The 26,663-nt window shown below is 24.7% G+C and carries 23 protein-coding genes; 20 read left to right on the top strand and 3 right to left on the bottom strand.

Annotated features, from left to right (window positions below):
• Window positions 1–123: 123 nt before the first annotated feature.
• Window positions 124–1,095 carry a hypothetical protein gene (locus tag HH195_RS01925; protein ID WP_196371373.1) on the top strand — a complete coding sequence of 324 codons (972 nt, stop codon included), beginning with the start codon at window positions 124–126 and terminating at the stop codon, window positions 1,093–1,095.
• A gap of 14 nt (window positions 1,096–1,109) precedes the next feature.
• Window positions 1,110–1,919, top strand: coding sequence for an SLAP domain-containing protein (locus HH195_RS01930; protein ID WP_196371374.1), 810 nt, complete (start codon window positions 1,110–1,112; stop codon window positions 1,917–1,919).
• Between the two features lie 64 nt (window positions 1,920–1,983).
• Here HH195_RS01930 and HH195_RS01935 read toward each other — a convergent pair whose 3' ends face one another.
• Window positions 1,984–3,474: an alginate O-acetyltransferase AlgX-related protein gene (locus HH195_RS01935; protein WP_196371375.1), complete on the bottom strand. Its 1,491-nt coding sequence runs from the start codon at window positions 3,472–3,474 to the stop codon at window positions 1,984–1,986.
• A 31-nt stretch (window positions 3,475–3,505) separates the two neighbouring features.
• Complete coding sequence (locus HH195_RS01940) at window positions 3,506–4,783, bottom strand: MBOAT family O-acyltransferase (protein WP_243278553.1); 1,278 nt, start codon at window positions 4,781–4,783, stop codon at window positions 3,506–3,508.
• 278 nt (window positions 4,784–5,061) lie between these two features.
• Here HH195_RS01940 and secA point away from each other — a divergent pair, with 278 nt between their 5' ends.
• Window positions 5,062–7,422: a preprotein translocase subunit SecA gene (secA, locus tag HH195_RS01945; protein ID WP_196371377.1), complete on the top strand. Its 2,361-nt coding sequence runs from the start codon at window positions 5,062–5,064 to the stop codon at window positions 7,420–7,422.
• A gap of 87 nt (window positions 7,423–7,509) precedes the next feature.
• On the opposite strand, the gene HH195_RS01950 is transcribed toward secA, so the two are convergent.
• Window positions 7,510–8,529: an LCP family protein gene (locus tag HH195_RS01950; RefSeq protein WP_196371378.1), complete on the bottom strand. Its 1,020-nt coding sequence runs from the start codon at window positions 8,527–8,529 to the stop codon at window positions 7,510–7,512.
• Window positions 8,530–8,740: 211 nt separating this feature from the next.
• Between HH195_RS01950 and HH195_RS01955 the strand changes: the two genes are divergently transcribed.
• The 17 genes from HH195_RS01955 (at window position 8,741) to HH195_RS12510 (ending at window position 26,623) form a co-directional block, all read left to right on the top strand.
• Complete coding sequence (locus tag HH195_RS01955; protein WP_196371379.1) at window positions 8,741–10,129, top strand: lipopolysaccharide biosynthesis protein; 1,389 nt, start codon at window positions 8,741–8,743, stop codon at window positions 10,127–10,129.
• Window positions 10,130–10,148: 19 nt separating this feature from the next.
• Window positions 10,149–11,129: an LCP family protein gene (locus tag HH195_RS01960; RefSeq protein ID WP_196371380.1), complete on the top strand. Its 981-nt coding sequence runs from the start codon at window positions 10,149–10,151 to the stop codon at window positions 11,127–11,129.
• Window positions 11,130–11,610: 481 nt separating this feature from the next.
• A complete protein-coding gene (locus HH195_RS01965) occupies window positions 11,611–12,291 on the top strand; it encodes a YveK family protein (RefSeq protein WP_196371381.1) in 681 nt (226 codons plus the stop codon).
• A gap of 19 nt (window positions 12,292–12,310) precedes the next feature.
• Window positions 12,311–13,024: a CpsD/CapB family tyrosine-protein kinase gene (locus tag HH195_RS01970; RefSeq protein ID WP_196371382.1), complete on the top strand. Its 714-nt coding sequence runs from the start codon at window positions 12,311–12,313 to the stop codon at window positions 13,022–13,024.
• Window positions 13,025–13,185: 161 nt separating this feature from the next.
• Window positions 13,186–13,845, top strand: coding sequence for a sugar transferase (locus HH195_RS01975; RefSeq protein ID WP_371811684.1), 660 nt, complete (start codon window positions 13,186–13,188; stop codon window positions 13,843–13,845).
• A gap of 10 nt (window positions 13,846–13,855) precedes the next feature.
• A complete protein-coding gene (locus HH195_RS01980) occupies window positions 13,856–15,208 on the top strand; it encodes a UDP-glucose dehydrogenase family protein (RefSeq protein WP_196371384.1) in 1,353 nt (450 codons plus the stop codon).
• Window positions 15,209–15,223: 15 nt separating this feature from the next.
• On the top strand, window positions 15,224–15,685 hold the full coding sequence (pssD, locus tag HH195_RS01985) for a PssD/Cps14F family polysaccharide biosynthesis glycosyltransferase (protein WP_196371385.1): 462 nt from the start codon (window positions 15,224–15,226) through the stop codon (window positions 15,683–15,685).
• A complete protein-coding gene (gene pssE, locus HH195_RS01990) occupies window positions 15,682–16,161 on the top strand; it encodes a PssE/Cps14G family polysaccharide biosynthesis glycosyltransferase (protein WP_196371386.1) in 480 nt (159 codons plus the stop codon). The genes pssD and pssE overlap by 4 nt, the downstream gene beginning before the upstream one ends.
• Before the next feature lie 12 nt (window positions 16,162–16,173).
• On the top strand, window positions 16,174–17,241 hold the full coding sequence (locus tag HH195_RS01995) for a glycosyltransferase family 4 protein (RefSeq protein ID WP_196371387.1): 1,068 nt from the start codon (window positions 16,174–16,176) through the stop codon (window positions 17,239–17,241).
• A 37-nt stretch (window positions 17,242–17,278) separates the two neighbouring features.
• Window positions 17,279–18,214: a glycosyltransferase gene (locus HH195_RS02000; RefSeq protein WP_196371388.1), complete on the top strand. Its 936-nt coding sequence runs from the start codon at window positions 17,279–17,281 to the stop codon at window positions 18,212–18,214.
• Between the two features lie 15 nt (window positions 18,215–18,229).
• Window positions 18,230–19,135, top strand: coding sequence for a glycosyltransferase family 2 protein (locus tag HH195_RS02005; protein ID WP_196371389.1), 906 nt, complete (start codon window positions 18,230–18,232; stop codon window positions 19,133–19,135).
• 29 nt (window positions 19,136–19,164) lie between these two features.
• Entirely contained in the window at window positions 19,165–20,466 is a 1,302-nt protein-coding gene (locus HH195_RS02010; RefSeq protein ID WP_207750876.1) for an O-antigen ligase family protein, read from the top strand.
• Window positions 20,467–20,474: 8 nt separating this feature from the next.
• Window positions 20,475–21,686: a glycosyltransferase family 4 protein gene (locus tag HH195_RS02015; protein WP_196371391.1), complete on the top strand. Its 1,212-nt coding sequence runs from the start codon at window positions 20,475–20,477 to the stop codon at window positions 21,684–21,686.
• Between the two features lie 11 nt (window positions 21,687–21,697).
• On the top strand, window positions 21,698–23,164 hold the full coding sequence (locus tag HH195_RS02020; protein ID WP_243278529.1) for a lipopolysaccharide biosynthesis protein: 1,467 nt from the start codon (window positions 21,698–21,700) through the stop codon (window positions 23,162–23,164).
• 71 nt (window positions 23,165–23,235) lie between these two features.
• Entirely contained in the window at window positions 23,236–25,704 is a 2,469-nt protein-coding gene (locus HH195_RS02025) for a heparinase II/III domain-containing protein (protein WP_196371392.1), read from the top strand.
• 446 nt (window positions 25,705–26,150) lie between these two features.
• Window positions 26,151–26,324 (top strand): hypothetical protein, encoded by a 174-nt coding sequence (locus tag HH195_RS12505; RefSeq protein ID WP_243278530.1) that lies wholly within the window; start codon window positions 26,151–26,153, stop codon window positions 26,322–26,324.
• 149 nt (window positions 26,325–26,473) lie between these two features.
• On the top strand, window positions 26,474–26,623 hold the full coding sequence (locus HH195_RS12510) for a hypothetical protein (RefSeq protein ID WP_243278531.1): 150 nt from the start codon (window positions 26,474–26,476) through the stop codon (window positions 26,621–26,623).
• The last annotated feature ends 40 nt before the right edge of the window (window positions 26,624–26,663 follow it).

Here is a 26,663-nt window from a genome sequence, read left to right on the forward strand (position 1 = left end):
ATGTTTTAAATTTAATATATTAATAGATTGATTTTAAGAGTTATCTCAAGAATAAGTTTAAATTACTTCTTTAAGAGGTAACTCTTGTTGTTTTACAAAAATTAAATTTTACAAGAGGAATTTATGGATAAAAAATATGTTATAGATATAAGGGAAAATAACGATAGTAATGATTTTGTTATAAACATTGGTGATATTTGTAATCTTAATTCGTTAGATTTAGATATTAATAGTTGTTTAGCTAATTATAAAAAAGCTTTAAATAAATGCGATTTAGAAGAAGCTAGTGAGATTTTGCTTGTTTTAAAAGAGTTAACAGAGTATGGTGATAAAAGATTTAGTGATGCAACTATTTTATTTAAAATTAAAGAAATAATTCTTTTTTATAAAAATATGGATTGTAAGAATATTATAGATTCTATGAATATTTTGCTCAAAATAAGAGGTTTTTTTAATTTTTTAAGTAGTCAAATTACTTTTGAATATGATGATGAAAATACACCACTTATAGAAGAAATAAAGGCAATAAGAGATAATGTGAAAATTGAAGAGTTACTAGATAAAAATTTATATCAAAATTATAATCCTTCAATAGAAGATTTGGAAGTAATAGAAAGGTTTTTAAAGGATTTTAATTATAAAAACTATGAATTTTTAGATGATATTTATGTTTTTTTTGAAGAAAAAATTAATGGAAAAATAAAAAACTTAAATAAATGTAAATTTAAAGATATTAAAAATATTTTTAAAGATAAATATGATAATGATTTTTATGAGAGTAGCGAATTTAAATCTTTATTAAATAAGAATATTATAGGTGATTATAAAGAGTTTAGTTTATTGGTGGATAAGTATTATTTAATATATAGGTATAACAGTTTGGAGAGTTATAAAGAAAAAAGAGATATTTTGTTAAAATTATTAATAGGAAATTTAATTAATGTTCCTAAAATATATAGGGATATTATAATAGAAAATATTTTGGAAAATGAAAAAAAATATTATGAAATGAATGATTTTTATGATGATGTAAATAAAATTTTGGAATTTATAAGAAAACAAAACAGATTAAATGCTATTATAATTAACACTTAAAGGTGGATAAAATTATGGAAATTAGAAAACTAGATTTTAATAATGTGGAAATGAAAAGCAAAATTCATGAGAGTGAATTTTTAAAAGAATTTTTAAAAGAAGAACTTTTTAATGTGTTAAAAAATGAAGAATTAAGAAGTAATAATTTGTATGTTTATAAATCATATATATACGAGAAAGAGGAATATATAGAAATTGGAATTTATATAATTAATACTTCTAAAAAAGATATTTTAGTAAAATCTTTGCCTTTGGTGATTACCTGTGGTGAAAATAAAATAAATAAGGTTTTACATGTAGAAGAAGAGATAAAAATGGCACAGGCAGTTTTTAAAGAATTGAGAATCAAGAAAATCTTATTAGAAGAATTTTATGATTTAAATTCATTTGAAATAAATATAGGTAATTTAAATAATTTAGAAAAGTATGAACCAATAGAATTGGAATTTAATATAGAGCCTAAATTTAAAGGGTATATTATTAAACGAGAGTTTAATAAATTTATTGCAAATTTACCAAGAATAAATAAAAATAGTTTAACTATTAATATATTTAAAAAGATGTATATTGAAGATGGGTATTTTATAAGTTTGATTATTAGAAATTCTTTTGTAAAAGATTTAAGTATAGCAACATTACCTATTGTTATTACAACTTCAAATAATCTTATAATATATGAAAGTGTGATTAAATTTGAAAATAATAGTTGTTTTATACCTGCTAATAGAGTAGTAATGAAAAATATACTGATACCATTTAAAGAAATTTTGTTGCTACCTAAACATGATGGGATGGATTTTAAGATATTGTTTAAAAATCTATAATACTATATGAAAGCCTTGAAGTAATATTTTCAAGGCTTTATAATTAATTTTATATTGTTAACATTTAATTATTTTTAGTATAAAGATCAATAGAGTTAATATTTAAGTCAACATTAGGTGTATTATTAAATGCTAATCTTATTTTATCTATGTTTGTATTATTGTTAATAACAGGAATTTGATATTTATATTTTCCAGGTTTCAACAATACATCAATAGAACTTTCATCTGTAAAATCTTCATTTTCTTTTGCCCAATATAGAGTAATTATTTTATATTCATCTACATTATTTAAATCTAAGTATATATAATCCAAAGTTTTAATGTTTGTATTCCATGTTATATATGAGTCTTTAGATAGTGAAGAAAATCTAAACGGTGATATATCTGTAAATTTTGCTACGTTCTTAAAAATTCCTGAATTTAGGTCTAATGTATTTTTTGATAAATCAGACTCAAAATCATCCATATAATCATCAAATACACTAAAATCATAGTTTAATAGTTCTGGTATATATCTTTCAACAATTTCAAAAATGACTATTTTTGAATTTGGTGAATAAATAGAAAAATTACTATGAACCGGTGAATTTAGATTATGCATATCAATTCGTTGAATAAAAAAGTTATTTACACATGGTAAAACATCATTATAGAAAGAATCCATATAAACAAGAGTTTTTGGAAGTTTATTATCAGTTTCTATTGTATTAATATCACATGTAGTTTCAAGTATATCTGTTTTAATACCTAGTAGATCGTCTAAATCTCCTTGCCTATAGTCTTTTCTGATATTTATAGGAGAAACTGAGCCAAAATCAGAATTATATTTAGTTGAAAAATAATTTAAAAGTTCATTAGAGGCTAAAGTAGACGCAACCGTATTCCAATGAGTATCTCTTTTATAATAAAGTTCATAATTCTTTTTATTATTTATCATAAGATCTTTATAGTTTATATAATTTATAGAATAATTATTTATAGTGTTATTTATTTTATCAAGATTATTTTGACCATTTTTATTTAAACTTTCATAGGGCATAAATTCAGGGTAAATGGTGCTTTTATTAGGAGCAACAGTAAACACAAAATCGATACCTCTTTCAGCTAGCTTTTTTTGAAAATAAGATAACTTATTTAAAATAGTATTTATTTGTTCATCAGTTAAAGTATTTATTTTATTATAATCGTTAGTTTCCTCAGAAGAATATAAGTAATTATTTTTACCTAAAATAACATTAGAGTTTGATGAAATATTAAATACCTTAACATCTATTGTATTGGCAAGTTTTATAAAATTTTCTCTAAATCCAAAATTATCATTAAAATAAGTTTCATAATTTTGTAGATAAATTGAAATGTCTTCATTTTTATTAAATACAGGTTTTTGTGCTTTTTCCCTCTTTTCATTTATTGTAGAAGTATTAAAAATATTTAAATTCATTTGAATTAAGGGAAGATATATTATAATTAAAAATCCACATAAATACCATTTTCTTTTTATAAAATTTATAATCTTTATATTTTTCTTAGGTTTAATAATATCTTTTTTCATAGAGTTTTTCCCCTTTCTACAATTAATATATTTAAAACTTAAAATATATAAATGGCTTAAAACTTCCTGTGGTTACTATAGCGATAGAGTAAACAAGAATGATAAGAGAAAAACACTTGTTAGCAAATGTGTTAATATTGCTTTTAATAATTTTTATTTTAGGAATTAAAGTTATTAAAAGTGCAATTAATAATATTAAAAAGAATTTTTTATTTAATCCTAAAAAAGATGTATCTAAAACTCTATTTATAGCAAAAGGGTTAAATAAAGTTTTAATATATTTTACTGCATATTTAACATTGTCAGATCTAAAAAATACCCAGCCAATTGATACTATGATAAAGGTAATACTTTGAGATAAAGCATTAGGCAATTTGTTTAAAAATTTTTTAAAGCCAAGTTTTTCAATAATAACCCAAAATCCATGATAAAATCCCCAAATTATAAATGTAAAATTGGCTCCATGCCAAAGACCGCTTAAAGAGAAAACTATCATTGTATTTATAAGCATTCTACTTCTAGAAACTTTATTACCACCAAGAGGAATATATATATAATCTCTTAAAAAATTAGAAAGGGTGATATGCCATCTTCTCCAAAATTCTCCTATACTTTTTGAAAGATATGGCTTATTAAAGTTTTCAGGAAAATTAAAACAGAACATTTTAGCAATACCTATCGCCATATCTGTATAACCTGAAAAATCAAAATATATTTGCATAGTGTATGCTATTATTCCAAGCCAAGCTAATGACATAGGAAGTGTGTTTGGGTCTAAAGCAAATATTTTATCTACAACATTTTGAAGTGTACTAGCTATTATTATTTTTTTTCCAAGACCTGTGGCAAATCTATAAATTCCATCATTCATAGAATCATCAGTATATTTTCTGAATTTAAAGTTAGATTTAACATCTTTAAATTGAATTATAGGACCAGAAATTATTTTTGGAAAAAATAGTATATATAAGCAATAATCTAAAAAGTTAATGTTAGTTTCACTATCTCTATAAATATCTACTATATAGCTAATTTGTTGAAATGTTATATAAGATAAACCAAGAGGTATTAATAAGCTAAGTGGAGAAAATTTAATATTTATATATTGTCCTAAAAAATTATTGAAAGACGAAACAAAAAAATTTACATATTTGTAGTAAATTAAAATTGAAATATTAAACAAAACACCAATAAATAATATATGTTTTTTATATTTGCTTTTATTTATAGTGATGCCTATAAAATAATTTACTAGAATACTTATAAAAATTATTAGTAAAGTTTTTGTTGAAGAAAAGGAATAAAACACTATACTACCCAATAAAAGTACTAAGTTTTTGTATTTATCTTTAATAATATAATATAAAAAAAGTATTAATGGTAAAAAAAACAATATAAATATTAATGAATTAAACGACAATAATAATCATCTCCTTAAAAAATAATAAATATATTATACCATTAAAATACTTTTTGTAAAATTATTGATAAAAATGATATAAAAAGTTATAATTTCAAATATAGATATTAAATTGGAGTTTATTATATTTGTATAATTAAAATAATATAGATAAAAGAGGGGTAATTTTGAAAAAGATAATTAACGGATTTATTGGAGATTATAGTTCAAGAGAGATAAAGAGAATAATGCCAATTGTAGAAAAAATAAAAGCTTTAGATAATGAAATGGGAAAAATTAAGGATGAAAGGCTAAGGGAAATAACAGAAGAATTAAAAGAAAGAATAAAAAATGGTGAATCTTTAGATGATGTGCTAGTTGAGGCTTTTGCTTTAGTTAGAGAAGCTTCTTTTAGAGTTTTGGGCATGAAGCATTATGATGTTCAAATACTTGGTGGAATTATTCTTCATCAAGGAAGAGTTGCAGAAATGAAAACTGGTGAAGGAAAAACGTTAGTTTCAGCATTACCAGCGTTTTTAAATGCTTTAACAGGTAAGGGTGTTCATGTTATTACATCAAATGAGTATCTAGCTAAAAGGGATTGTGAAGAAATAGGGAAAATACATGAATTTTTGGGATTAACAACAGGCGTAATTCTTCATGATATGAAAGGTGATGAAAGAAGAGAAATTTACAATAAAGATATAGTTTATGGAATAAATAGTGAAATAGGTTTTGATTATTTAAAGGATAATATGGTTAAGTGTAAAGAACATAGAGTTCAAAGAGAACTTAATTATGTAATTATAGATGAAATAGATTCAATTTTGATAGATGAAGCGAGAACTCCGCTTATAATATCGGGAGATGGGGCAGAGCCTACTGAATATTATATAGATATTGATGAGTTTGTTAAGACTTTAAAAAAAGATAGAGATTTTGAAGTAGATGATAAGAAAAAAGCAGTGACTTTGACTGAAATGGGAATAGAAAAAATAGAAGAATATTTTAAAATAGATAACTATGGAGATTTAAAAAATATAAATCTTCAGCACCATATAGTGCAAGCTATGAGGGCTAACTATACTATGATTAAAGATATAGATTATATAGTTAATAAGAATGATGAAATTTTGATAGTTGATACAGGAACAGGAAGGATAATGGAAGGAAGGCGTTTTTCAGATGGTCTTCATCAAGCAATAGAAGCTAAAGAAGGTGTAGATATCCAAGAAGAATCTGAAACTATGGCAACTATAACACTTCAAAACTTTTTTAAACTTTATAAAAAATTATCTGGAATGAGTGGAACTGTAAATACCGAAGAAAAAGAATTTAGGGATATCTATTCTTTAGATGTTATAGTAGTTCCAACAAATAAACCTGTGCAAAGAATAGATAATAAAGATAAGGTTTATATTGATATAAAGAGTAAATATTATGCTGTTGTTGAAGATATAATAAAGACTAATAAAACAGGACAACCGATATTAGTTGGTACTTCTAGTATACAAAAATCTGAAGATATATCAGCGATATTGAAGAGAAAAAATATACCCCATAATGTTTTGAACGCTAAAAATCATGAAATGGAAGCTAAAATAGTTGCAAAGGCTGGAGAAAAAGGGGCAATTACAATAGCAACTAATATGGCTGGAAGAGGAACAGATATAAAACTTACTGAAGAAGTTTATGGTTTAGGTGGTTTAAAGGTAATTGGGACAGAAAAGCATGATTCAAGGCGTGTAGATAATCAATTAAGGGGAAGGTCAGGAAGACAAGGAGATGTAGGAGAGAGTGTATTTTATGTTTCTTTAGAAGATGACATAATTAAAAATTATATGTCTAGCAAGTATAAGAAGATAATAGAAAGTTTAAATAAGAGTGAAGATGGAGAAATTAAGCATAAATCAGCAATAATTTCAGTAGAAAATGCACAAAGAGCTGTTGAAGGGGATAGTTTTGCAGCAAGAAAAGATATAATTGGATTTGATGATGTTATAAACAAGCAAAGAAAAGTGATATATGAACAAAGGAATAAAGTCTTAGATTCAGATGACATAGAAGATGATATAATAAATATGATAAGTTATTTAGTCAATGATTTATTGAGTAATTTTAACAAAGATAAGGAAATAACTCAAGATGATGTAAAAGAAATAAATAAAAATTTAGCAGAAAACTTTTATTTTAGTGCTGAGGATATAGATAGTTTAATAATTGGAAGCAAGTTTAAGTATTTATCAGTAGAAATAGAAAAAGTTATAATAAAGAAATATTTACTGTTTAAGAATAATAACGAAGAAAATTTTGAAAAAGAAATTCTTTTAGATACTGTTGATAGTTTTTGGATAGAATATATAAAAGATTTGGAATATTTAAGGCAAGGGATAAATTTAAGATCGTATAAGCAGGTAGATCCTGTTCAAGAATTTCAAATAGAATCAAGTGAAATGTTTAATAATATGAGTAGAAATATAAAATTAGCAACGGCAAAAAATTTATTAGAGTATATTTATAAGAATAATAAGGTTTCTGAATTGGTTTAAAAATTAAAAGGATAGACTATAATGAATCTATCCTTTTTTATTATTTAATTTTTGCAGAGTATTAATATTATTTTAAAGATTTTTATATTAATTAGAGGAAGATTTTGTGTCGTTAGTTCCATATATAAATTCATGAATTTCTTTAATAGTTGTATCTTCATTAAAGGTTAGATAATAAGTTCCATTAATCATAGAGTCCTTACTATTTTCTAAAAGAGGAAAAGTTTTATTTTCTACTGGATAATTGCTAAGTTTCAAAACATCTCCAGCAACACCTAACATTTCATTAGAAGTTAAGCTTGTCTTAATTACAGGTAAAAATTTATTTAAAAGAGCATTATATTTACTTACTGGGGTTTCTTTTATTTTTTCAATTAAAGCATTAAGAACAATTTGTTGTCTTTGAGTTCTTGCAGCATCTCCGCCATCTGTATATCTTATTCTAGCATAAGCTAAAGCTTGTGTTCCATCAACATGTTGAAGTCCTGGAGTAGTTATATATGGAGAGTTAGTTCCATTTAATGAATTTAAGTGTTGTATATGGCTATTTATATTTATAGAAGCGTTTATTTCTTCTTGTGTAATTTCTAAATCAATTCCACCTAAAGCATCTATTATTTCAGGAAATGATTCAAAATTTACCGTTAAAAATTCTTGTATATCTAAATCGAAGTTTTCATTTAATGTTTTTACAGCAAGTTGAGGACCACCATAGGCATAAGCATGAGTTATTTTATCCTTGTTATGACCAGGGATATTAACGTAAGCATCTCTCATTATTGAACTTATCTTTAATTTATTATTAATTTTATCAATAGTTAAAATTAATATAGAATCAGAGCGTCCACCTTCGCCATTCATACCATCAACTCCAAATAAAGCAATATTTACAATATTGTCATTAGATACGTATGTGTTTAATGATAAATCATTTTTATCCAATTCTACTTGTTCCATTTTATCAAGTAAACCATAAGAATAAGCAAGGATTCCACCTAAAACACTTACACCAAAAAGACAAATAACACTAAAAACTATTAAAATTTTTTTACCTATGGACATTTTTTTTTTCTTGGTGACGTTTTTTTCTTTTGAATTATTGACCATTTAACTGCACTTCCTTTCGTAATAACACATAAATTGTAACATTTTGACATACTTATGTAAAGTTTAACATAATATTATTAATAAAACTTTTTTAAATATATTTGTTGAATAATATAAAAAAATGATTTAAAGTAATTATATGTATAAAAATATTAAATATGTTTAAAATAAAAAGTTTACAAATTAAAAAATGGTATTAAAAGGAGAATTTATGAGTCTGAAAAATAGTATTCTTAGGATATTTTCTGCAAATTTTTTAAGTATGATTTCAGGAATAATAATAGGGTTTGTTGTACCAGCTATATTATCTGTGGAATCTTATTCTTTTGTGAAAACATATGCTTTTTATATATCTTATATAGGTTTTTTGCATTTTGGTTTCGTAGATGGAATGTATATAAAATATGGAGGAAAGAGTTCAAATGAAATTGATAAAGCAGAACTTAAAGGAGAGCATAAAGTATTTTTGCTTATGCAAGCAATAGTAACAGCTATATTTTTAATTTTTGCTTTTGTTAATAGTGATTTAATAATGTTTTTAATAGCTCTTAGTATAATTCCTGTTAACACATATTCTTTTCATCAATTATATTATCAAGCTACAGGACAATTTAAAGACTATGCCAAGGTTTCTTATGTTTATACTTTGATGTACCTTTTATTAAATATATTCTTAGCTTTAATTTTTAGAAGTGAAAATAAGATTTTTTATTGTTTAACAACTTTAGTGGCTAATGGAATGGCTTTTTTATTTTTAGAATATAGATTTTATAAATCAACAAGGGGAATAAAAGCTAAATATGATTTGAAGGCATTAAAAAATGTTAAGGTGGGATTCTTCATTCTTTTAGGAAATCTATCGGTTATGATGTTTTATGCTATTGATAGATGGTTTATAAAATTATTTTTTGATGTAGATTCTTTTGCTTATTATTCTTTTGCAATATCTATGTTAAACATAATAAATCTTTTGGTTAGTGCGGTGTCTGTAACATTTTATAATTATCTATCCAAGGGAGAAAAAGAGGAGGAAGTTAAAAAACTTAAAAATGCTTTTTTAATTTTAGGTGGATTTGCAAGTCTTGGATATTTTGCTTTTGCAGCTATTGTGTCTATTATGATAAAAAAATATATACCAGCTCTTAATATAATAGCAATATCTTTTGCAGCATATCCTTATATGATTGTTATAAATGCACTTTATGTAAATTTATATAAGGCTAGAAAAAATGAAAAAAGATATGTTAAAGTAGTGTTTTTTATGGTTCTAATTTCAGCAATATATAATACAGTTGCTATGTTTATATCAAAAACACCAGAAGCTATTGCAGTTGCAACAACTCTTGCGTTTATAACATGGTATATTTATTCTATTAAAGATTTTGGATATTTAACCATAACTAAAAAAGAATTTATTTATCTTTTGGTTTTAATTGTAAGCTTTTTAACTCTATCTAATAATTTTAGTTGGTTAGTTGGGGGACTTGCTTATTTAACCATTCTTATAATTTTGAATTTTATTACTTTTAATAAGGAAATAAAGGAACTTTTAAAGATATTTAAGGGGAAAGTAAAAATAATAAAACAAAAAGCTTTCTAGAAACATAGGAGGATATTAAATGAAAAAAACTAGAAAGAAAAATAGGATTTTTGTAGGTTTTTCGGTATGTTTGCTTATTATTTTGTGTGGAATTGGAGCAACTGCAATATATGGGTATTCTTTTTTTGAAAAAATAAAGACTGTAGATATTGATATTAATAATTTAGCAATAGATCCTGAAACTGATAAAAAACTTAGTAGTTATTCTAATATACAAAATATAGCTCTTTTTGGAGTTGATGCAGTAAAGGGGGATGATGGAAGATCAGATTCTATTATGATATTAACTATTGATAGAAATAATAGTAAAATAAAGCTTACATCTATTATGAGAGATTCCTATGTAAATATAATAGGTAAAAGTAAGGATAAACTAAATCATGCATATGCATATGGTGGTCCGCAACTTGCAATACAAACTTTAAATAATAATTTTGATTTAAACATTAAAGACTTTGCAAGTGTAAATTTTAGTGGTCTTCAAAAAATTATAGATATTTTAGGTGGAGTTGAAGTTAGTATAACGCAAGATGAAATTCCGTACTTAGCAAACTATATAAACAGCATAAATAGTTTTACTAATGAAAAAGCAGAAACTATAAAAGTACCAGGAATATATAATTTAAATGGAACTCAAGCTTTAGCGTATACTAGAATCAGATATACTGAAGGTAATGATTATAAAAGAACAGAGAGACAAAGAATTGTTTTAACTAAAGTTTTTGAAAAAATAAAAGATACATCAGTAAAAGAATGGCCTAATCTTCTAAATGAAATATTGCCATTAATCGAAACTAACATGGATGCAACAGAAATATTAAGTATTGGAACGGCAGTAGCGAAAATGGGAAATGTAAATATAGAGCAAGAAAGATTTCCAATGGATAAAGATTGTCATGGCACAATGATAGATGGAGTTTATTATTTGGATTTTGATGAAGAAACGACAGTTACAAGCTTGCATGATTATATATTTAAAGATATAAGAAGTTGGGAATAATAATTGATATTTATGCAAAATTTCATATACAAAATAAGTTTTAAAGGTCTTAGATATATTTTTCTAAGGCCTTTTTTTGAGTTAATAGAAATTAATAAAAAGTTAACAAAACTTTATATTACAATAATTTCAATAAATTATAAAAATATAGATTTAATTACAAATTTATTTTAAATAAAAAACTAAAAAATATAAAAAAAAGTTAAAAAATAATTTAAATTAAATAATTTGGAAAAATAATACTAAATAAGGAAAAAATAATAAAACAAAAACAAGTATTTTGTCAAATTATAAAAGTAGAAAAAATATGTATTAATAGTATAATTTTATTATAAATGTAATTTAGAGGGGTGAAATGGTGAATGAAATTTGAATATTTATAATTTTTATTTAAAAAATTTATTTATATTAATAATTATTTAAATATAATAATGCAAATAAAAATATTAAAATGCAAATTTTTCAATTAGGAGATAATAAAATGGAAGAAGAAGTGATAAGGGTAGATGATATAGTACGTGTTTTAAAAGATAAATGGAAAATGATAGTTGTAATAACGACACTTACAACAGTGGTTGCAGCTTTTTTTACTTTTTATATTATTGAACCGGAATATGAATCATCAACTAAGCTTTTCATAGGAAAAGAACAGACAGAAGCTAATGGAGATTATAGTAATAACGATATACAGATGTATCAAAAACTTGTAAAAACTTATGTTGAACTTGTTAAAACTAATGATTTGATAGCTAATGCACTAGGGGCAAATGGAATATATTTAACTTCAGAAGAAGTAATTAATAATTTAACCGTAAGTTCAAATAATGATACTCAGATAATTAAAATAAGTTACAAGGGAAATGACCCATATCAAGTTAATAATGTGCTTCAAGTAATAGCAACTGCTTTTATACAAGAAGCTAAAATGCTTATACCAAATGGAAAGATACAGATTGTAGAAGCATCTCAAGTATCTCAAACACCAGTTTCGCCAAATAAAAAAATGAACATTGCAATAGCTTTTGTTTTAGGTCTTATGGTAAGTATTGGAGTGGTATTTTTACTTGAATATTTAGATAATTCATTTAAAGATAAAGATGATTTGGAAAAAACATTAGATATTCCTGTGCTAGGAAATATTCCACTTACAGAAACAAAATAATTAATTTAGGGAGGAAAATATGTTTATAGTTGAAAAAAAGCCAATGTCAATGGCGGCGGAGAGTTATAGAACACTTAGAACCAATATTGAGTATTCAGCTTTTAATGAAAGTCTAAAAACTATAGTTGTAACAAGTTCAGAGCCTGGAGAAGGAAAAACAACAACGGCAGGGAATTTAGCACTTTCTTTAGCACAAAATGAAAAGAAAGTATTACTTATGGATTGTGATTTGAGAAGAGGATCTATTCATAAACGTTTTGTAATATCAAATGGAATGGGAGTTTCTGAAGTAATAGTGGGAAAGGCTTCAATAGATAGTGTTATAAGAAATATTTCTAAAAATTTAGATGTTATAACAACAGGAAATTTGCCACCTAATCCATCTGAAATGTTGGGATCAAAGAATATGAAAAGTTTAATAAAACAGCTTAGGCCAATTTATGATTATATAATTTTTGATACGCCTCCAGTTTTAGCAGTTACTGATGCACAAATTCTTTCAACCAAAGTAGATGGCACGATACTTGTGGTTAAAGCAAAAAAAACTAAAAAAGATAATGTCATAAATGCTAAAAAGCTTTTGGATAAAGTAAAGGCAAATGTTATAGGAACAGTTTTTAATGGGGTAGAAGAAAGCAAAAATAATTATTTTCATTACCATGAAAATGAAAATAAAAAACATAAAAAGAGTAAGAAAAAGAAAGTAATGTCTTTAGGAAAGGCTTTAGGGTAAAATTTTAATTAATTTGAATTTAAGGGGATATTAAAAGTTATTGTACCTTAAAATTAGTAAACAAAAGTGAAAATATAAGGAGTGGGTTTAAGTAAGGGGGATAAAAGGTGCAAGAGCATATTAGTGAAGATGCTAAAGATGAAATAGCAGCAAGTATAGTATTGGATAATTCAAGTATTCAATTAGAGAGTAATTTTGAAGATTCAAATATATCAAAGTGGTATTTAATTTTAAAAAGATTTATTGATATAGTTGGAGCAATTGTTGGAATAATAGTTTTAAGTCCAATATTAATAATTGTGGCTATTCTTATAAAAATAGAAGATTCAAAGGGAAGTATATTCTTTTCACAAAAAAGAGTTGGGCAAAATGGAAAAGAGTTTAAAATGTATAAATTTAGAAGTATGGTTCACAATGCTGAAGAGCTTAAAGAAAATTTGTTGAAACAGAATGAAAGATCAGGCCCAATGTTTAAAATGAAAAATGACCCTAGAGTAACTAAGGTTGGAAAGTTTATAAGAAAAACAAGTTTAGACGAACTTCCACAACTTATAAATGTTTTAAAGGGTGAGATGAGTTTGGTTGGACCAAGGCCAAGTTTACCAAAAGAAGTTGAACAGTTTAAGCCATGGATGCTAAAGAGATTAAGTGTTAAGCCGGGACTTACATGTTATTGGCAAGTTTATGGAAGAAATAATATTGGATTTGAAGATTGGATGAATCTTGATATTAAATATGTGGAAGAGAGAAATTTAATTATCGATATAAAACTTATATTTAAAACAGTTTTTGTACTTTTGGGTGATAAAAGTGCAAGTTAAGGGGGAAAACATGAAATTAGTGGTAGCAGGAACAGGATATGTTGGCTTAGTTACAGGTGCTTGTCTTTCAGAGGTTGGACATAATGTAACTTGTGTAGATATAGATGAAAAAAAGGTGGAGATTATGAAAAAGGGGATGTCTCCTATATATGAACCAGGACTTGATGAACTTTTAGAAAAGAATTATAAAGCTAAGAGATTAGATTTTACAACTGATTATAAAAATGCATATAAAGACGCAGATGTTGTATTTATAGGAGTTGGAACGCCGGAGCGGGCAGATGGTTCGGCTAATTTAGATTATGTGTTTCAGGTTTGCAAACAAATAGCTGAAAATGCAGAGAAGGATTGTTTAGTTGTTGTAAAATCAACAGTTCCAATAGGAACAAATGATAAAGTTGAAGCTTTTTTAAAAGAGCATAAAGTAAATGATATAAATATAGAAGTTGCTTCAAATCCAGAGTTTTTAGCACAAGGAACAGCAGTTAGAGATACATTAAAGGCAAGTAGAATAGCTATTGGTGTTGAATCTAAAAATGCTAAAAAGATATTAAGAAGTATATACGAACCATTTAATCAGCCAATAATTGTAACAAATAGAAGATCAGCAGAAATGATAAAGTATGCTTCAAATGATTTTTTAGCTCTTAAGATTTCATTTATGAATGAAATAGCAAACTTTTGTGAGTTAGTTGGAGCTAACGTTGAGGATGTAGCAAAAGGAATGAGCTATGATAAGAGAATAGGAGATAAATTTTTAAATGCAGGTCTTGGATATGGAGGCTCATGTTTTCCAAAAGATACAAAAGCACTTCATTGGTTAGCAAATGATAATGGATATGAACTTAAAACTATAAAAGCAACTATTGAAGTTAATGAAAATCAAAAGTACAAGCTATTTAGAAAAGCTAAACAAAGATTTGGTAGTTTAAAAGGTATGAGAGTAGCTGTTTTAGGATTAACATTTAAACCAGGAACTGATGATTTAAGAGAAGCTCCATCAATATCTAATATAAGAAGACTTTTAGATGAGGGTGCAGAGATAATAGCTTATGATCCAGTTGGAGTAAATAATTTTAAAAAACTATTTCCAACAGAAGTTGACTATAAAGAAACTCCAGAAGAAGCAATAGATAATGCAGATATGGTATTTATATTTACAGAATGGGATGAAATAAAAAATTTAAGTTTAGATAAATATGTTGAACTTATGAATACACCAATAATATTTGACGGTAGAAATTGTTATAGCATAGATGATATAAAGAATAGAACTTTAGATTATTATTCAGTTGGAAGACAAGCAGTAATCAATTTAATAGATAGAATAGTCTTAGAAGAAGTTGCAGCAACAATAATATAAGATAGGGAATTAAAGATGAAAAAAAAGGTGTGTTTTATTGCTTCAAGTGGTGGTCATTTTGAACAGCTTATGATGTTAAAACCTCTTATGGAGAAGCATGATAGTTTTATAGTAACTGAAAAAACTAAATATTCTGTTTCAAATAGTAAGTTTAATACTTATTATTTGAAACAGGTTAATAGAAGAGAGTTTAAATTTTTATTTAATATGATTATAAATTCATTTAAATCAATAATTATATTTATAAAAGAAAAACCAGAAGTAGTAATATCAACAGGAGCATTAGCTACAATACCAATATGCTTAATTTCAAAAATATTTAAAAGAAAAATTATATTTATAGAATCTTTTGCTAAGGTGAATTCGCCAACTTTAACAGGAAAATTAGTTTATAAATTTGCAGATAGATTTTATGTTCAATGGGAAGAAATGAAAGAATTTTATCCTAATGCATTATATGAAGGTGGGATATATTGATATTTATAACTTTAGGTTCTCAAAAGTTTCAATTTAATAGACTATTAAGGGAAGTAGATAGTTTAATAGAAAAAGGCATGATAACAAAAAAAGAAGTTTTTGCACAAATAGGATATAGTGATTATATACCTAAAAATTATGAATATAAAAATTTTTTAGATAGAGATGAATTTAAAAGAATGATGGATAACAGTAATATAGTAATAACTCATGGTGGAACTGGTGCTATAGTTGGGGCTGTTAAGAAGGGAAAAAAAGTAATAGCGGTTCCTAGATTAGAAGAATTTAATGAACATGTTGATAATCATCAATTACAAATAGTTCGGCAGTTTGAAAATATGCAATTTATAAAATCAGTAATTAATATAGAAAATTTAGAATTAGCTATTAGAGAAATACAAAAAATTGAATTTAAGAAGTATGTTTCAAATACAACTAATATAATAAGTTCAATTGAAAATTATATACTTGCCTGATAGGAGAAAAAGATGAATATATTATACTTAAATAATGTTATGAGTGTTGGTGGTGTTACAAAATGTATATTAAAACTAACTAAGGAACTAAGGGGAGATAATAAAATAGTAATAGCAAGTAGTGGAGGTGAACTTTTAGGGGAATTTGAAAAATTAAATGTAAAATACTACACCCTATATAATATGGAAAACAAACTTCCACATAATATTATATTTAACATAAAAAAAATATTGGATATAGTAAAAAAAGAGAATATTAATATAATTCATAGTCATCATAGAATGACAGCATTGTTAGCAAAAATAGTAAGTATAATAACAGGAGTTAAGGTTATTCATACGCAACATTTATGTATAGAAAATAAGTTTAAACTTACTAATATAGCATTAAAAAATATTAAAATAATAGCGGTAAGCGAAAGTGCAAAGTTAATATTAGTAAAAAAATCAAAGTTAGACGAAACAAAAATAACTACAATATATAATACAGTAGATGTGGAAGGAGGGTTAGGGAACATAGATTATAGATTGTTAGATTTAAAGAAAAAAGGATACTTTGTAGTAGCTCAAGTTAGCAGGGTAATTAATTATAAAGGTGTGTATGATTTTGTTAAGATTGCTAAAAAAACAATAAAGAGTAATAAAAATATAAGGTTTGTTTTAATTGGAGATGGTCCTGAAAGAAGTAATCTAGAAGCTTATATAGGAAAAGAAGGATTAAATAATTATGTTTATTTATTAGGAAGTAAAAATAATGTAATAGACCATTTAAAATATATAGATTTATTATTATTATGTTCTTATATTGAAGGTCTTCCATTAGCTCCAATTGAGGCATTTTCACAGGGTATACCAGTTGTTGGTACAAATATTGATGGAACTAATGAAGAAATTAAAAATGGATATAATGGCTTTTTAGTAGATGTTAAAGATATTGATGGATTTAGTAGTAATATAATTAGGATTTATGAAGATAAAGTACTATTAAATAGATTAAAAAGAAATGCAAATAAAACTTATTTAAATATGTTTAATAAAGAAAATTATATAGAAAATCATAAAAAATTATATAAAATATAATTTTTCTTTATGAGTAGTGACATAAGGGGGAATTTATATGAGTTTACCTTTAGTATCTGTAATAATGTCCTGTTATAATGAAAAAAGCGAATGGATAAGATTATGTATAGACTCGATATTAAATCAAAGTTACAAAAATATAGAGTTTATTATAATTTGTGATAATCCTAATAATATTGAATTGGTGAATTTACTATGTAAATATAAACATAATTCTAAAGTAAAAATTATATTTAATAATAAAAATATTGGATTAACAAAGTCATTGAATATAGGTTTGAAAAACAGTAAAGGAAACTATATAGCTAGAATGGACGCTGATGATATAAGTTATGGAGATAGAATAGAAAAGCAAGTTAACTATATAAAAAATACTAATGTAGATTTTGTTATGGGAAGAGTAAATTTTATTGATGAAAATGGTTTGGATATTACCAATAAAAAAAGCAGTGTATTAAAAGATGATTGTATGTTAAAACAATGCTTAAAGTATGGGAATGTATCTATTCATCCAACATGGATGTTTAAGAGAGAAATTCTTAACCAATTAGTAAAATATAATGATGTAAGTTATGCTGAAGACTATGATTTTTTATGTAGAGCAATTATAAATGGATATAAAGTGAAATATATGGATGACTATTTAGTTAAATATAGAGTAAGAAAAAGTGGAATAACAAAATCAAAAAGAGCATATCAAGAAATCAATTCTCAAATTATAAGTAAGAATTATAAGAAAGCTTTAAAAGATTCAAAAAAATACAATGTAAAACAAGATATTAAAAAAATTAAAAAAAAATCTATAGAAGAATTTTTATTAAATCATGAAAGATTTCAAGTAGCAAAAAAACAGATAAAATCTAAAAAAATAATTAGAGGAACTGTTAATGCAATAAATATATTAATTAAGTCTAAATTTAAAAGAATTCAAGTATATAACTATATTATGAAATCAATATGTTTATTACGATAAATTAGTGGGGGTTATATGAATAAATTGGTTAGTATAATTATACCAACATACAATAGAGAAAAATTAATACAAAGATCTATAGACAGTGTATTAAACCAGACATATAAAAATATAGAAATAATAATAGTTGATGATAATTCTACAGATAATACGTATAAAGTAATAAAATCATACATGGAAAAATATTCATTTATAAAGTATATTAAACATTCGGTAAATAAAGGAGCCTGTGTAGCTAGAAATACAGGAATAAAAGTTGCAAAGGGATATTATATAGCATTCCTAGATAGTGATGATGAATGGACAGAAAATAAATTGGAGAAAAGTACACTAATTTTTGAAAAAGAGAAAAGTATAGGAATAGTTTATTCAAATATGTATTTGATTGATTGTAAAACTGGAAAATCTAAAATTCACAAGTCAAAAAAGTATAGAGATAATTATTATGGATTATTATGTGAAAATATAATAGGAAGTACGTCCCTTATTATTGTTAAAAAAGAAATATTTGATGATGTAGGAATGTTTAAGGAAGGATTAGTGAGTTGTCAGGATTGGGATTTTTATATAAATGTAGCTCAAAAGCATAAAATAGCAAAGATTGATGAGCCCCTTTTAAAATATTATATTCATTCAGAAAGTATTTCAGGAAATATGGAAAGAGTATTGGAAGGTCATAAATATATAATAGATAAGGTTAATAATATATTGAGTCAAGATATTAAATATAGAAAATATAAAAATAAAATAGTTTGTTATCAAAATTTAAATATTGCTAGGATTTATAGAAGATTCAATCAATTTAATCAAGCAAAAGAATTTTATAGTAAAGCATTTATTAATAATCCAATGAATAAAGAAGCATATAAGAATTTTTTTGCTATGAAAGTGGGTGAAAAAATATATAATAATTTACGTTAATTACGAATGAAATATGGTGGGGATATGAATTGAAAAGTTATTTAATTGTATTAATAAGTTGTTTTCTAGTTCTAATAATGAATATGTTTTTTTTGAAAAATAAATATAAGTATATAAATATAATACTTATAATGTTAGGTATATGTAGTAATATATCAATATATATGAATAGTAGCCAGCTTATTATAGAAGAAGTAAGTTATGTATATATACCATTAGTATTCTTTATAATGATTACTATAGTTATATCTATATCAAATATTCAATCATTTAAATTAACATTTGATGAATTGATATTATTAATTATACTAGCAAATACATTAATTTATTGGACAAAAGAACAAATATATGATGTTGCTAAGTTTTTAAATATTTTTATCATGTATTTTAGTATATATTTAATATCTAAAACATATAAAAGTTTAAGATATATTGATTTTGATAATATAAGAAATTTTATTAATTATATAGCCATTTTTAATGGGAGCTTAAGTATAGTTCAGTATATTACTGGAAAGAAGCTTTTGCCTGGAATGTTTAGTCAAAGTATATATTATGGAAATGGATCTAATATAGTAAAGAGAATAGTAGGTTTTGCCGGTACTAATAATTCAGGAGGGAATTTTTCCGCTATATTATTTTCAATAGTATTTTTTAATTATATAAAGAATAGAAAAAAAATTGATCTGATAGCTCTAATATTTACAGTTATATTTTCCATATTAACATTAACAAGAATAGGGTATTTAACTATATTTATAGAATTATTAGTATATTTGTTATTCACTAAATGGAACACTATAAAATATATTTTGAAAAAAGTACGAATATTAATAATAAGTATTTTCATATCATTATTGGTTATAATTTCATTTGGACAACAAATATATAATATTCTTTTTATTAAAAGAGGAAATACTTCAATGTGGAGAGATATACAATTTAATAATATTTTTGAAAAAATTATTCCTAATAATACTTTTTTTATAGGAATAGGACCAGGGCAATATAAATATTATGCATATTATAATTTAGGATATAAAGATATAGATATACATTCTCAATATATAAATATTTTAGCTGAACAAGGAGTGTTTATATTTATTTTATTCTTAATATTAAATATATTTTTATTATTAAAGGCATTGAAGTGTGTTGAAGAAAATATAGAAAAATCATTTGTGATTGGATTATTTTTAGCAAACTTTGTTTGTTGTAATTATAATCCAAATCAATATTACTTGATAAATAATATATTTTATTATTTATTAATTTATTTAATTATTTATAAAAATAAAAATATACAGCTGAAGAATTGCTGTTTAAATTGAGGATAATTATGAAAATTTGTTTTATTACGTCAACAATATTTAATTTGGGAGGAGTTCAAAGGGTTGTATCAGTACTTGCTAATGAATTAAATAGATATTGTGAAGTTGATATATTATGTATTAATAAGGAAGTTAATTTAAATAGAAATTTATATAGTTTAAATGAAGATATACACGTTCAACTTGGGCTAAAAACTAATAAAAAAACTATTAGTGATAAGTTATATTCTAAGGTTATAAAGAAGTTAAATGAGAAAAGTAATATAATAAATCATAAAATTTCACCTAATATTTTGAAAAATGTGTATTATCCAGAGGAATTACAAGAAAGTTTGACAAACTATATAAATTTAAATAAGTATAATTATGTAATAGGGGTTGAAGGAAGGTATAGTCTTTTATTAGCAATTATATCAGATAGGATAAATGCCAAAACTATAGGATGGCAACACAATTCTTATGATGCCTATTTTAATAATATAAATAAATATTACTGGAAACAAGACAAGCTATTTAAAGAGTATATACCTAAATTAAATCAATGTGTAGTTCTTACAAATCAAGATAAGTTTGAATATAAAAATAGTATGGGTATAGAGTGTAATACCATATATAATCCTTTAAGCTTTCAATCAAAGGAAAAATCTAATTGTTTAAAAAAGAATATATTATTTGTTGGAAGATTGCTTGAGCAGCAAAAGGGGTTAGATTTATTAATAAAAGCATTTAAAAAAGTATCCATAAAAAGAAAGGATTGGACATTAACTATAGTTGGAGAAGGTAAAGATAAAGACAAGCTAGTTGAATTAATTAGAGAAGAAAATTTGAATGATGTAGTTAAGTTAAAAAATTTTACTACAAATATTAAAAGCTATTATTTGGAATCATCAATATTTGTATCTACCTCTAGATGGGAAGGATTTGGATTAGTTATAACTGAAGCTATGGAATGTGGTTTACCAGTAGTTGCTTTTGAAAATTCAGGACCCAAGGAAATTATAAATAAAAATGGAGTCAATGGAGTATTAGTTTCTAAAGAAGATATAAATCAATTATCAGAAAAGATAATATATTTAATTGATAATGAACAAATAAGATTGAAAATGTCTAAGGAAGCAATAGAGAGAGCAAAAAATTTTGATATAGATAATATAGTAAATAAATGGAGAAATATTTTAGAAGAAAACATTATTGATTCAAAGAATCATTTAATAGTTTAAGGAGGATAATTTTGACTAGTGATGTTAACTTAAGAAGAGGAATGTTTATAACATTCATATCCAAATATAGTAATATAATAGTTCAGTTAATAATAAATTCAATATTAGCAAGATTATTAGGCCCAGAGGAATTTGGTGTAGTAGCTGTAATAACAGTTTTTACAACATTTTTCACAATTTTAGGTGATATGGGAATAGGACCAGCAATAATTCAAGATAAAACATTAGAAAATAAAGATATATCAAATATATTTAAATTTTCTATAATTGCTTCGGTAATAATAGGAATTCTATTTTATATTTTTTCTTATTTTATATCGTTTTTTTATTCCAATAAAATTTATGTTACGTTAGGATTTATGCTTGCATTTTCTGTAATGTTTAATATATTAAAAATAGTTCCAAATGCCGTAATACTTAAAAATAAGAATTTTAAATTAGCAGGAATTATAAATATTAGTGTAAATATAATAGTTGGAATTATAACTATTGCACTAGCATTTTACGGATTATCATATTATGCTTTAGTTGTTGATTCTGTGTTGAAAAGCTGCTTTATATTTATTATTTCTCTAATTTTCTGTGGCCTTAAAATTGAGAAAGGATTTGAAATTGATTCCATAAAAAAAATAAAAAGTTATTCAACTTATCAATTTTCGTTTAATTTTATAAATTATTTTACTAGAAATTTAGATAATATATTAACAGGAAAATTTTTAGGAGCTAATAGTCTAGCTTATTATGATAAAGCATATAAACTTATGTTATATCCAATACAAAATTTAACCCATGTTATTACACCTGTATTACATCCAGTATTATCAGAATATCAGAATAATAGAGAAATAATATATGAATCATATATGAAAGTAGTGAAAATTTTAGCTTATATAGGAATTTTTATATCAGTATTTTGCTTTTTTTCCTCAAAAGAGATAATAAGAATAATGTATGGTTCTAATTGGGATATAGCAATTCCAATTTTTAAAATATTATCATTATCTATAGTGGTACAAATGATTTTATCTAGTATAGGATCAATATTTCAGGCAACAGGAGAAGTGGATAAATTATTTTCAACTGGAGTTATATCTTCTATATTTACAGTATCTGCAATAATGTTTGGAATAATAAAAGGTGATATTGTAAGTTTAGCAATAGGAGTATCAATTTCATTTTTATTTAATTTTATTCAGTGTTTTTATGTACTTATAACTAAAGTATTTAATAGGAATTTTGTAGAATTTCTAATTGAATTGAAAAATATCCCTATTATAGGAGGTATTATGATATTAGGATATTTATTATTAAATAATTTTAGTATTTCAAATATATTATTAAGTGTAATAATAAAACTATCAGTAGGTATTATATGTTATCTAATAGGATTAGTCATTACAAAAGAATATTTGCTAGTTAAAAATATAATATTTAAAAGAAAAGGTATTGATGTGAGAGATATTGAAAAAGTGTCTTAACTATTAGAAATACTAAATAAAATGATAAAAAGCAATAATATTATTAAATGATAAATATAGAGGATATCGGTATGAAGTTGAAGGTAATTTATAAATATATAGTTTTATTAGTGATATTGTTAGTTGGAGTAATAAGAGTTTTTATAATTAAAGATTCAAAACAAGTGATTTTAGAACTTAAAGATGAAAAGATTTGGAAAAATGATAATAGCTTATTTGAAAATTTAAGTTTTGAAGAGGGAAATACCAATGATAAGCCTTTTAAGTGGGGAATTTGGAATAGTAATGGAGAATTTATTGCTATTATAGATAGTTCGATATCAAAGTTAGGAAAAAATTCGATAAAATTATTTAGTAATAAAGAAAGTGAAAACTCAAGGGGAACTCTAAGTCAAAGTATTACTAAAATACCAACTTATATTCAAGGAAAAGCACTAAGGATTACGCAATGGATAAAAAGTGAAAATTTTATTGGAGATGGATTAAAGATAAGGCTTCAATATAATGATGCTGAAGGAAATAAAATTGAAAATTATCCAGTAGTAAATATTCCAATTTCGAAAAATCAAGATTGGATTAAATATGAATATATACTAGAGTTACCACAACAAGAGTTAAGTAATCTGCACTTTGAATATCTTTATGATAATGCAAGTGGTGATGTGTGGATAGATGATATTATAATAAATCCATATGAAAATGCTAAAGAAGATGGTGATTTAGATGTCTTATCATCAATAGGTGTAGAGGATGATATAGAAATTAGGGTGGAAGAAGCTCACCCAAAACTTTTAGCAACAGAAAGCGAGTTTAATAAGCTAAAGAAAAATATCAAGACAGATGAGAATTTAATAAGTTGGTTTGAGACATTTAAAGAAGAAGCTGATAAAATATTAAAAAAGGATATTATTGCTTATGAAAAGCCAGATGGAGTAAGATTAAAAACTTTAGCTGCTGAATATATCATAGATTTAAGTTTTATGTATAAAATAACTAAAGATACGATATATGCAGAAAGGGCATGGAAAGAGATTGAAAATATTTGTTTAAATTATAAAGATTGGAGTGATGACCATCTTCTAGATACTGCAAATATATCTTTTGGAATTGCTATAGGGTATGATTGGCTATATCATTATTTAAGTAATGAGCAAAGGGGCATTATAGAAATTGCAGCTAAAGGAAAAGCATTAGATATTGTTTTACCGATGTATCAAAATTCATCTCATTCTTTTGTTGAAAATGAGTTTAATTGGAATTCTGTGTGTAACGGAGGATTTACGGCATTGGCCCTAGCATTATCAGATTCACAATTTGGTGATTTAGCTTTAGATGTTGTTAAGGAATCTTTAAAATCAGTAAAAAATGGTTTAATACAATATTATTCAGATGGTGCATATATCGAAGGACTATCTTATTGGAATTATGGAACTAGATATTTAGTATATTATTTTGCTATGCTAGATAGTGCTGTTAAAAATAAATTTAATTTTACAGAATTTTACGGGTTAAGAGAAACAGGTGAATTTCCAATATACATGACAGGAAACAAAGGGACTTTCAATTTTTCTGATAATAATATTAGTTTACCATATGGATATATGAATCTTTGGTTTGCTAAGAGGTTTAAAAATAGCGATTTGACTTGGTATCATAAATACTATATGCAAGAGGTAGGAAAGGTATCAGTATATGATTTACTTTGGTACGATAAAAAATATTATAAAGGAGAAGAATTGGATAATCTAGACAAGTATTATGAAAAGCAATCATTAGTAACAATGAGAAGTAGTTGGAATGATAAGAATGGACTATTTTTAGGCTTGAAGGGAGGCGAAAATGGATCGCCTCATGGAGATTTAGATATAGGAAGTTTTGTTTTTGAGGCTTTAGGAGTTAGATGGGCTATTGATTTAGGAAGTGAGAACTATAATTTACCAGGGTATTGGGATATGAGTAATAATGGATTAAGATGGAATTATTATAGAAAAAAAGCAGAAGGGCATAATACACTTTTAGTTAATCCAAATTCGTTAGCAGATCAATTTGTAGAAGCTAAAGCTACTATTATTGATAAAAATTTAAATGAAAAAGATGAGCCCTTTGCAATAGTTGATATTACGTCAGCATATAATGAAGCTATAAATATTAATAGAGGATTTAAACTATTAAACAATAGAAAAGAATTATTAATAAGGGATGAGTATGAACTTAGTGAGGAAAGTGAAGTAGTATGGCAGATGCATACTGAAGCAGAAATTGAGATAATTGGTGATGGGAAAGCTGCTGTGTTGTATCAAGATAATAAGAAATTTTATGTGAAACTTATAACTGATGAAGATATGAGTTTAGAAGTTGTAGAGGCTGAAAGTTATTTTAATGAAATAAATTTAGGTGAGACTGTAAATACAGGTGTTAAGAAGTTAGTAACTAAGGGAAATAGTAAATCAGGAACTATAAATATATGGATGGTTCCCTTAGAGAATAATGATAAAATTCCGAATAGCATTCCAGGAATAAAGGAACTTAGTGAATGGTAATATAAAATTAAGAAGATTTTAATATTTTAGCTACAATAGGGAGTTTATCGTCTATTATGTATAATTAATTTTATTATAAAGATATATAAATTTTTATGAGTAGAGATAATTATTATACAAATGTCTCTACCATATCTAAGGGAGTGGCAAATTTTGTTTTTAAGTTTTAGATATTCTTACATATTAAATATATATTAGGATTATATAAATTTAATATGTAAAATGTATAGATAGCTGTATATTTACATATATAATTTATGGAAGGTGAGTATTATGTCAAAAAAATAATTTACAACCACTGTTGATGAAGATATTCAAAATAAGTTTAAAGAAAAATGTTTAGAGGATTGTCATAGAATGAATGATTTATTTATTAAGAATTTTTAAGGAAAAGATATACATACTTTTTATGGAATGATAGAATTTGCTTTATTGCTAATTAAGTTGTGAAGGTTCTTGAATATGCTGATTCAACTAAAACTATTCAAGATTGTATTAAAAGAGCAGATTTTGAATTGGGTTTTGAATATGAAGTATTAAAGGGATATAAATTGAAAGAATTTCCCATTACCACAGATGTAGCGGTAAATAATATAATTAGTAAAAAACTAGAACCGTAGCTATTTTCTATGAAGATGGTTTATATGGTTTTCTTCAATACACGGATAAGCCTATTGGTGTTAGATTTAAAAAGTGGATTAGACTTGAGGTTATTCCTGAGATTAGAAAAACAGGTTCTTATAGTTTAGTTAAAGATGATTTTAAAGTTGTGTGGGAAAGCAATGGGGCTTGGAGTGGAACTGTTAATAAATATAATTTAAATGTTGTCGATAAAATTAAGTTTTGGTTTAAAGAAAATAATAATCCAAAAGTCATTGAGGGAAAGAATAAAAAGTATTATGTGTTTTATGAGAGATAAGTTTTAAGACTTTAGGTATGTTACCTAGAGTCTTTTTGTT

This window comes from Candidatus Sarcina troglodytae (genome assembly GCF_015708635.1).
GTDB classification, from domain to species: domain Bacteria; phylum Bacillota; class Clostridia; order Clostridiales; family Clostridiaceae; genus Sarcina; species Sarcina ventriculi.

Bases quoted from the DNA above. Each gene is read 5' to 3' on its own strand.
- HH195_RS02025 (WP_196371392.1), top strand. From the start codon at position 23,236: ATGAAGTTGAAGGTAATTTATAAATATATAGTTTTATTAGTGATATTG.
- HH195_RS01950 (WP_196371378.1), bottom strand. From the start codon at position 8,529: ATGGTCAATAATTCAAAAGAAAAAAACGTCACCAAGAAAAAAAAAATG.
- HH195_RS01935 (WP_196371375.1), bottom strand. From the start codon at position 3,474: ATGAAAAAAGATATTATTAAACCTAAGAAAAATATAAAGATTATAAAT.
- HH195_RS01980 (WP_196371384.1), top strand. From the start codon at position 13,856: ATGAAATTAGTGGTAGCAGGAACAGGATATGTTGGCTTAGTTACAGGT.
- HH195_RS01965 (WP_196371381.1), top strand. From the start codon at position 11,611: ATGGAAGAAGAAGTGATAAGGGTAGATGATATAGTACGTGTTTTAAAA.
- HH195_RS02000 (WP_196371388.1), top strand. From the start codon at position 17,279: ATGAGTTTACCTTTAGTATCTGTAATAATGTCCTGTTATAATGAAAAA.
- HH195_RS01995 (WP_196371387.1), top strand. From the start codon at position 16,174: ATGAATATATTATACTTAAATAATGTTATGAGTGTTGGTGGTGTTACA.
- HH195_RS01955 (WP_196371379.1), top strand. From the start codon at position 8,741: ATGAGTCTGAAAAATAGTATTCTTAGGATATTTTCTGCAAATTTTTTA.
- HH195_RS01925 (WP_196371373.1), top strand. From the start codon at position 124: ATGGATAAAAAATATGTTATAGATATAAGGGAAAATAACGATAGTAAT.
- HH195_RS01930 (WP_196371374.1), top strand. From the start codon at position 1,110: ATGGAAATTAGAAAACTAGATTTTAATAATGTGGAAATGAAAAGCAAA.
- HH195_RS02015 (WP_196371391.1), top strand. From the start codon at position 20,475: ATGAAAATTTGTTTTATTACGTCAACAATATTTAATTTGGGAGGAGTT.
- HH195_RS02005 (WP_196371389.1), top strand. From the start codon at position 18,230: ATGAATAAATTGGTTAGTATAATTATACCAACATACAATAGAGAAAAA.
- pssD (WP_196371385.1), top strand. From the start codon at position 15,224: ATGAAAAAAAAGGTGTGTTTTATTGCTTCAAGTGGTGGTCATTTTGAA.
- HH195_RS01960 (WP_196371380.1), top strand. From the start codon at position 10,149: ATGAAAAAAACTAGAAAGAAAAATAGGATTTTTGTAGGTTTTTCGGTA.
- HH195_RS01970 (WP_196371382.1), top strand. From the start codon at position 12,311: ATGTTTATAGTTGAAAAAAAGCCAATGTCAATGGCGGCGGAGAGTTAT.